The organism is Neorhizobium vignae, assembly GCF_000732195.1.
GTDB classification, from domain to species: domain Bacteria; phylum Pseudomonadota; class Alphaproteobacteria; order Rhizobiales; family Rhizobiaceae; genus Neorhizobium; species Neorhizobium vignae.
The window spans coordinates 20,475-27,244 of sequence record NZ_JNNU01000037.1; the positions used below are offsets into that span (position 1 = coordinate 20,475).

7 protein-coding genes and 1 pseudogene are annotated in these 6,770 nt (G+C 54.9%); 5 read left to right on the plus strand and 3 right to left on the minus strand.

Annotated features, from left to right (window positions below; translation table 11 throughout):
- Positions 1–16: 16 nt before the first annotated feature.
- From GQ59_RS29590 to GQ59_RS33690, 4 genes and pseudogenes are all read left to right on the plus strand, one after another.
- Complete coding sequence (locus tag GQ59_RS29590; protein WP_037088367.1) at positions 17–790, plus strand: AraC family transcriptional regulator; 774 nt, start codon at positions 17–19, stop codon at positions 788–790.
- Between the two features lie 218 nt (positions 791–1,008).
- A pseudogene (locus GQ59_RS29595) lies at positions 1,009–1,206 on the plus strand (cyclase family protein); the annotation flags it as partial.
- Between the two features lie 202 nt (positions 1,207–1,408).
- Positions 1,409–2,701 carry a TadE/TadG family type IV pilus assembly protein gene (locus GQ59_RS29600; RefSeq protein WP_174459641.1) on the plus strand — a complete coding sequence of 431 codons (1,293 nt, stop codon included), beginning with the start codon at positions 1,409–1,411 and terminating at the stop codon, positions 2,699–2,701.
- 494 nt (positions 2,702–3,195) lie between these two features.
- The gene (locus tag GQ59_RS33690) at positions 3,196–3,816 is read left to right on the plus strand and encodes a twin transmembrane helix small protein (protein WP_051904280.1); all 621 of its coding nucleotides are present in this window, start codon (positions 3,196–3,198) and stop codon (positions 3,814–3,816) included.
- Between the two features lie 901 nt (positions 3,817–4,717).
- On the opposite strand, the gene GQ59_RS33695 is transcribed toward GQ59_RS33690, so the two are convergent.
- From GQ59_RS33695 to GQ59_RS29615, 3 genes are all read right to left on the minus strand, one after another.
- Positions 4,718–5,368 carry a BA14K family protein gene (locus tag GQ59_RS33695; protein ID WP_084683350.1) on the minus strand — a complete coding sequence of 217 codons (651 nt, stop codon included), beginning with the start codon at positions 5,366–5,368 and terminating at the stop codon, positions 4,718–4,720.
- 141 nt (positions 5,369–5,509) lie between these two features.
- Positions 5,510–5,680 (minus strand): hypothetical protein, encoded by a 171-nt coding sequence (locus tag GQ59_RS32785; protein ID WP_167336318.1) that lies wholly within the window; start codon positions 5,678–5,680, stop codon positions 5,510–5,512.
- A 144-nt stretch (positions 5,681–5,824) separates the two neighbouring features.
- On the minus strand, positions 5,825–6,214 hold the full coding sequence (locus tag GQ59_RS29615; RefSeq protein WP_051904281.1) for a response regulator: 390 nt from the start codon (positions 6,212–6,214) through the stop codon (positions 5,825–5,827).
- A gap of 137 nt (positions 6,215–6,351) precedes the next feature.
- On the opposite strand from GQ59_RS29615, the gene GQ59_RS29620 reads away from it, so the two are divergent.
- A partial coding sequence (locus tag GQ59_RS29620; RefSeq protein WP_037088372.1) for a cyclodeaminase/cyclohydrolase family protein occupies positions 6,352–6,770 on the plus strand: 419 nt, incomplete at its 3' end.

Consider the following 6,770-nt stretch of genomic DNA (forward strand, 5'->3'; position numbering starts at 1 on the left):
TCGCGGAGAAGCCAATATGGAACTGCCGTTCAGACTTAGCCGCGGTTTCAAAGGACGCGGTGGCGGGCTGCCGATGCATACGCATGAGGACGCACAGTTGACGTTCGCTGCCTCGGGAATGGTACAAGTCCACACAAGCGATGGCCGTTGGCTGGTCCCTCCCCAGCTCGCGGTCTGGATTCCCGCGGGTATTGCGCATCGCGTGGAAGTGTTGAATGATGCCGAGCTTTGGATGGTACGCGTTGATCCAGGGGCAGCGCGGACGTGGTCGCCCGCGACGCATCTCGATCGCACATTCGCGTTGCGGGTCACTCCCCTCCTCCGCTCGCTGCTTGATGCTGCGTTCGCTAAAGATATCAGGTCCGACAAGGCCGAGCTTATGGTTCGGCTAATGCTTTACGAACTCATCGAGACGGCCGATGCGCCAACGTTTCTGCCAATGCCGACGAGTGAAATTGGCAAACGCCTCGCGGAGTTCGCATTTGCTGACCTAAAGAATCAACTGAGCATCGGCGAGCTTGCTTCACGTGCAGCGACCTCGGTACGTACAGCGAGTCGGTTGTTCCCGATGGAGACGGGTCTAACATTCAAATCCTGGCGCCAACGCGCACGGATCATTCAAGCGATGGACAGGCTCTCAAGAGGCGTCGCCATTATTCGCACATCGTCTGATCTCGGTTTCTCGAGCACAGCTGCGTTTTCCAGCGCATTTCGGCAAGTGACTGGTGTGACTCCGACGATTTTCCTCGCTCTACCAACCTCCCCGCAGGCGCCATCAAAAAATCGATAATGCGATGCCACTTCTGCTCAACTCAGGATTCAGTATACGTAGGTCTGCAATTGGGCTTGCACGGCTGGGCATGACCACGTCTCTAAGTTTGTATACAATCAGATCGTTGTGCGACCGCTACGCATCGACCGGATCGATGCAGCCAGTGCGCATTGAGAAGATCACGCTTTCGGCCCATAACGGCACCCCTCTCGATGCGCCTTGGCATTACCACCTCGAGCTGGGATGCGCCCTTCAGCCATACGGCGGAGAAATACGAGCAGACGGGGGATGCCTCGCTGATTTGGGAAGGCCACAAAGCCGGCCGCGAAATCGGTTATTGCCATATCGAGAAGCTTCACAATTTTGAACACCTGCCGCCAACCGGCTTCACCATCAGCTGTTTCACGGTGAAGATCAAAAAAGCCTCCGCCTGATGGTGCCGCGCCGTCGCGATCATCCAGGGGTGATACCGCCAAAGCCAGATCTGAGCACTTTGGCATTTCGCGGACTGTTACCCCAAGAGCGCTCAACCTAGCCGATGTGCTGCAGCACCTAACGCCGTCCAGTACTTGAGATTGAGAAGTACTTAAGTGTTTCAGTTTAGTATTTTCTACTAGAGCAATGATGGGGGCGGATATGCTGCGGGACTATATGCGAGACAAGTCTGGCAATTTCGGAATTATGAGCGCGTTGATACTCGTCCCGCTGCTTGGTGTAGCCGGACTTGCGATAGACATTAGCGACGCGCTGGCACTGAAGACTCGGCTTCAAGATGCAGCAGACGCCGCAGCACTTGGTGCCGTCGCGGAAAGTTCGGTCGCGTTCAGAGAGGCGATGCTTATGACCATCGATGGTGATATCAGCAAAGCCGTTAAAGATGCAGAGAACCTTTTCAGCGCGCAGCTATCTTCGAAGGTAGGTTTCGTGATCGACAGCACCCATGCCGAAGTCCTGCGCGAAAACAATCAGATAAAAGCTTCCTTCTCGTATAGCGCCAGCATGCCGACGACCTTGCTGAAGGTGATTGGCAAGAATGAGGTGACTGTCAGCGGCAAGGCGACGGCGGTATTCCAAACCGAGACTTTCCGCGATTTCTATCTGCTCCTCGACAACACACCATCCATGGGTGTGGGAGCTACGCCCGCGGACATCAACAAGCTGGTAGCCAACACGACGGACAAATGTGCATTTGCATGCCACATCGTTTACAATGGCGTTGAAGACAAGAACAGCTACTACAACCTCGCAAAAAATCTTGGAGTAACCATTCGCATCAATGTCGTCGCCCAAGCGACCGGCGCACTCATGGACACTGCAATGAGGGTGCGGAAGACGTCCAACCAGTTCCGAATGGCCGTCTACACGTTCGGACAGAAGGCTGAGGACACCAAACTTCTGGAAGTTTCCTCGCTTACTGATGATTTGGCCAAGGCCAAAAGCAACGCGGCGCTTATCGATTTGATGTCGATCCCATATCAGGGATACGACAACGACCAGCAGACCGACTTTGACCGCGCTCTCAAGGATATCGGTGATAAGATTGGCGCGCCAGGTACTGGTCTAACTGCTGGTAACCCTGAGAAGATCGTGTTCTTCGTGTCCGACGGGGTCAACGACAGTAAGAAGGCGAACGGCTGTATGAAGAAGCTAACAAGCAGCCGTTGTCAGCAGCCAATCGACATCAAGGCTTGCGAGAAGCTGAAGAAGAAGGGTTACAAAATCGCAGTCCTCTATACGACATACCTGCCTCTCCCGACGAATAGTTGGTACAATACGTGGATCAAGCCTTTCCAGAACGAAATAGGCCCGACAATGGAAAACTGTGCGACGCCAGGATATTTTTTCGAGGTCGGCCCTTCACAGGGAATTAAAGAGGCAATGAATACCCTCTTCCTAAAGATCGTCAGCACCCCTCGCCTAGCCAGCTGACACCAGAATTTCCGGAGCTATCGCGTTTCGCGCCGAACGCGAAGATTAAACGAAGTCGCTTAGGCGGCAGTAAAGGGGGGCTGATTTGCCAATGTCAATTCTGAATTGGGCGGCGCTGCTCAACCTTCATGTCAACCGAGAAATTGATATCAAGGAGCACAGACCATGACACTGGCCCATTGTCGGTTATCGATGAAGCGCGCAGGCTGATTTGGCCTGTGTCGACAGCCTGCGAGGCGGCGTTTGGCGGTCGCCGAAATCGCAACAGATGGACATGAAATGGAGGGAGGACATGGACGCTCCACCAGAAGAGAACCCAGTCATCTGGTGCGGGCGCGAGCACTTGACCGTTTGGCGCCGGTTAGTTTGGATATTGATCCGGCCTTACGAACACGCCAGCCCTCCGCCTCAAACCGCCCCTCGGCTTGTGCTGTCGAAAGAGCCTTTGCCGGAATATCGGCGGCAAGGTCTTCAGGAGTATAGAAGCGGGAAAAGTGTTCTCCGAGGATTTCCAACTCGGTGTAGACCTTGAAGCGTTGCGCACCCGCGTTTCAACTCGATATGTGGCCTTCGGTGCCGAGCATATAACTTGCGTAGTTGGTGATGGCGTAGACGAGCAGGCGGTAACGTCCCTCCATAGAAGCCGCTTGAACCCTGGTGACATGCGCAGTCATTCTATTCCCTTCCCCGAAAGATCAAAATCTCCCTCCCACGAAAGCGACTTTCTCGAAACTGCGTCGCTTCCTGGCGAAGACGTGACGACGACGCATGCAAGCGCGTTTCGCGACGAGAAGGCCTACACGGACATCGAGGTTGCGCGGGATTTGCCAGGCCTAACACGAGGACCTGTTCAGGAAAGTCAGTTCGATGGCTTGGCATCAACGGACGGCAGCGCGACAGACAGTCGGGCAATGAGCGCCTGGTCTGTTATCCTCGCCATCATCGTTAGCGCTGTTGGGCTGATGATCATCATGAAGTTGTTTTACAGTCGGACAGCTGGGAGGACGGAGAACACCTCTAACAGGCTCATGCAGCTTCGAGTGCTCATCCAAGCGCTGATCGTCGGGGTGATCCTGATCGTTTTATGGCTAATGGGAGGCGGCCGACCGACCTAACGGCCCCCTGAAGTTCAACCACCGGAGCTGGAAGAACAGGCGGAAGCTTTCCAGGCGCGTCGCCTTAAAGCCGTCTTTGGAACCCGCTCTCGACGGCGAGACTGCCGAGACCGGTCATGGGCCGAAATTGACCCTTCAGTGGAACTGAGGAGGTTCGAGAGAGTTTCCATGCTCGATCAACGTTAAGAGGTAACAGCTTTGAACGCGATTACAAACAAACCGAATAGTTTTTCCGCGATTGATGAACTCAGAGCCCTTAGGCTGACACGCGGATACACCCTGGAAGAAGTCGCAATCACCACTGGCCTGACGGTCTCCGAGGTCCAACTGGCCGAGGAAGGGCGAGGACATCATAAGCACGCAGACCGCATTAAGCACGTTCTCAACCGACTTTAGAGACTGCGCTCGTTGGAAGATTATCGCACCTTTTTTGATACGGTTGAGAGAATCGCGGAACTTCACCATGATGCAGCTGCGTATGATCAAATTGTATGGAAAGTCGAATTACTGGCGCGATCAGGTCACTGGGTACAATTACCCTGGTGTTATCAGAGGCGGCCAAGCGTATAGTGTGGGCGCCTACGACGTTGCATCAGGGAAATCGCGTAACCTGAACGCGGCACATGGATTTTACTGTTCTCGACTTCGACGCCAATGATGGCATCACTGCGTATCGAGGTTCCGTCGGACGGCGACTGATATCCGGGACGAAGTTCAGGCGTGCCTTGCGGAAATGGCCATTGGTTTCCGTCGTCGAAGCCCTACTCGTAATGAGCGGTAAGAAATTGCGAGGCCGCGTTCGGGGCTGTGTCCAAGATATCTACGGCACATATGCGACGTAGGCAAAGTAAGCACCGGAAGAGCCCGTAAGCGCTGCAACGGCCACCGTCAAGGTGACTGGTCAAAACCGAACGATAGAGCCAGTTGCCGGTTCACGGGTAGAATTGCTAGCTGACTGCGCGCCTGGACCGGGGCACTGCCTTCTGCCGCCGCTAAAAGGCTGATATGAATTGTCTTCGATCCGATACGAACTGTAACGTTCCATGCACCAGCGAGCGGCGTCAGTCTGAGCGGGAACGATGTCGGCGTCAGCGACTTGCGTCACGACCGGCGATCTCGCTTCCGTCGGCGGTACGCAGACTCGGCGAGGTCCGCCACCATAAGGCTGGTAACTGTTGTCGGCGGGATCGAATGAGCGGTATCGTTCTCCGCACCATTCACGCGCCCTGACTTTCCTAAAATCCGCAAGGGTCTCGTCACCGGCCATCTGGTTACCCAAAGTATGAACCCCAGGTGCCGTGACATATACGCGCTTTGTTGATTTTTCTTCAGCTACCATCGTATCCGCAGCCGGAACAGCAGGGAGGCGCTCGTAAGCCTGAAGACTCGGGTCAATCCGCTTTACCTCGGATGACCACAGCGGTTCGGAGTTGAGATGGGCGAACGCATGTGGTGCGCTATCTTCGGCCAAGCTGGCTGAGAGCCTCATTGCACCTGCACCCACCGGGAGAAGGCATGTAACGAGTAGCAGGCTGGTGACAAGTTCACGCATTAGACAGTAACCCTGTGATTCTGCCCGTGAAAATGCGCAAACTCACTGTTGGTTCCTCCGCCAGAAGTCTGACAGCCCAGTAATATCATGTGCAGCCCGCAACAGCGGCTGTCGCTTAAAAAGGCAGGACCGTCCGCTTCGTCATATGGCGAGGCATTCCTCGCAGATGCCGCAGCCATCATCGTCCATCCAGCTCTTTGAACGAGCCTGCCGACAACAGAGACAGACGACCCGATCATCGTGTGATCGGTCGCGGTCGGGCGTCAATATCTCGATAGCCGCGTCATCCACCTCGGTGAGAAACTCGTTCATCTGGCTCCCTCCATATTTGCGTAGAATAAAGATGGTGGAGGCTCTACGAGCTGCAAGAACGATCCAGTCTGCAGATTAGAAAATTTCACATCCGACCTGGGGCGGCTCCAGGTGCGACGAGGAAGGAATAACCGTTAGCAGGCTTCACACCGCCATTATCATTTTAGAGGGAGCACCGAACGTGACTGTATGTTCGCGGAGCAGTTCCATCATGTGATCGATACTGTAAGGCTTCGGGAGGAAGTACCAATCGGATAGTATATCAGGAGCGATACGCCGCCCTGATGTTACGATGATTTTTGTCGAGGGGGCGACTTTGGCCACCGTCGCCGCGAGGTCGAAGCCATTCAAAGCCCCAGGCATATCGACGTCAGTTATCAGAAAATCGAAAATGGGGTTTTGACCAAGGGCTGCAGCCGCCTGGAGCACATGTCCGGCTTCGACGACCTCGTAACCCTCGTCAATTAAGGCGTCTGCCAAGATTGCGCGTATAAGGACCTCGTCCTCGACCAAAAGTACTGTGGATTTCGACATGCGGGCGGCCTCCATTGCTGTTCAACCTGACAACTCCGTCCACACCGCAAAGCCTCTGCCCCGGAGTAGATAGTTTGCCAACATATTTAATAAAATGCTTATGAAACCGGATGGGCCGCCAAACAAAGGGATTACGCATGGACCTCCAGGAACTCGATCTTGAAACGATGCTTGCCGAGATCGGTCGAGCTTCGCCTTCGATTAGCGGCAGCACGGCTGCTCTCGTTGCGGCCCAGCTCGGCACCGCCATGGTACGGATGGCGTTGGCGGTCTCGCATAAGCATGGCAGCGATACCGATCTGCTGATCGAGCGTCTCGACTCCATCCTCTCCGAAATCAAAGACGCGACGGAGAAAGACCGGGCTGCCTCATCTGCCCTGATAGATGCATACCGTCAGGAATCTAATGAAGGAGCCAGAAGGTCAGCGCTGGTCGATGCAACACGCGAACCGCTTGCCGCTGCCCATCGGCTTATCGAACTCCTGGAACTGCTGACCGACGCCCCCGGTAGGGTCATCAAGGCCGTGGCAAGCGACTTCTACGGCGGCATCGAGCT

Coding starts and splice junctions, on each gene's coding strand:
- GQ59_RS29590 (WP_037088367.1), top strand. CDS start 17: ATGGAACTGCCGTTCAGACTTAGCCGCGGTTTCAAAGGACGCGGTGGC.
- GQ59_RS29600 (WP_174459641.1), top strand. CDS start 1,409: ATGCTGCGGGACTATATGCGAGACAAGTCTGGCAATTTCGGAATTATG.
- GQ59_RS33695 (WP_084683350.1), bottom strand. CDS start 5,368: ATGCGTGAACTTGTCACCAGCCTGCTACTCGTTACATGCCTTCTCCCG.
- GQ59_RS32785 (WP_167336318.1), bottom strand. CDS start 5,680: ATGAACGAGTTTCTCACCGAGGTGGATGACGCGGCTATCGAGATATTG.
- GQ59_RS29615 (WP_051904281.1), bottom strand. CDS start 6,214: ATGTCGAAATCCACAGTACTTTTGGTCGAGGACGAGGTCCTTATACGC.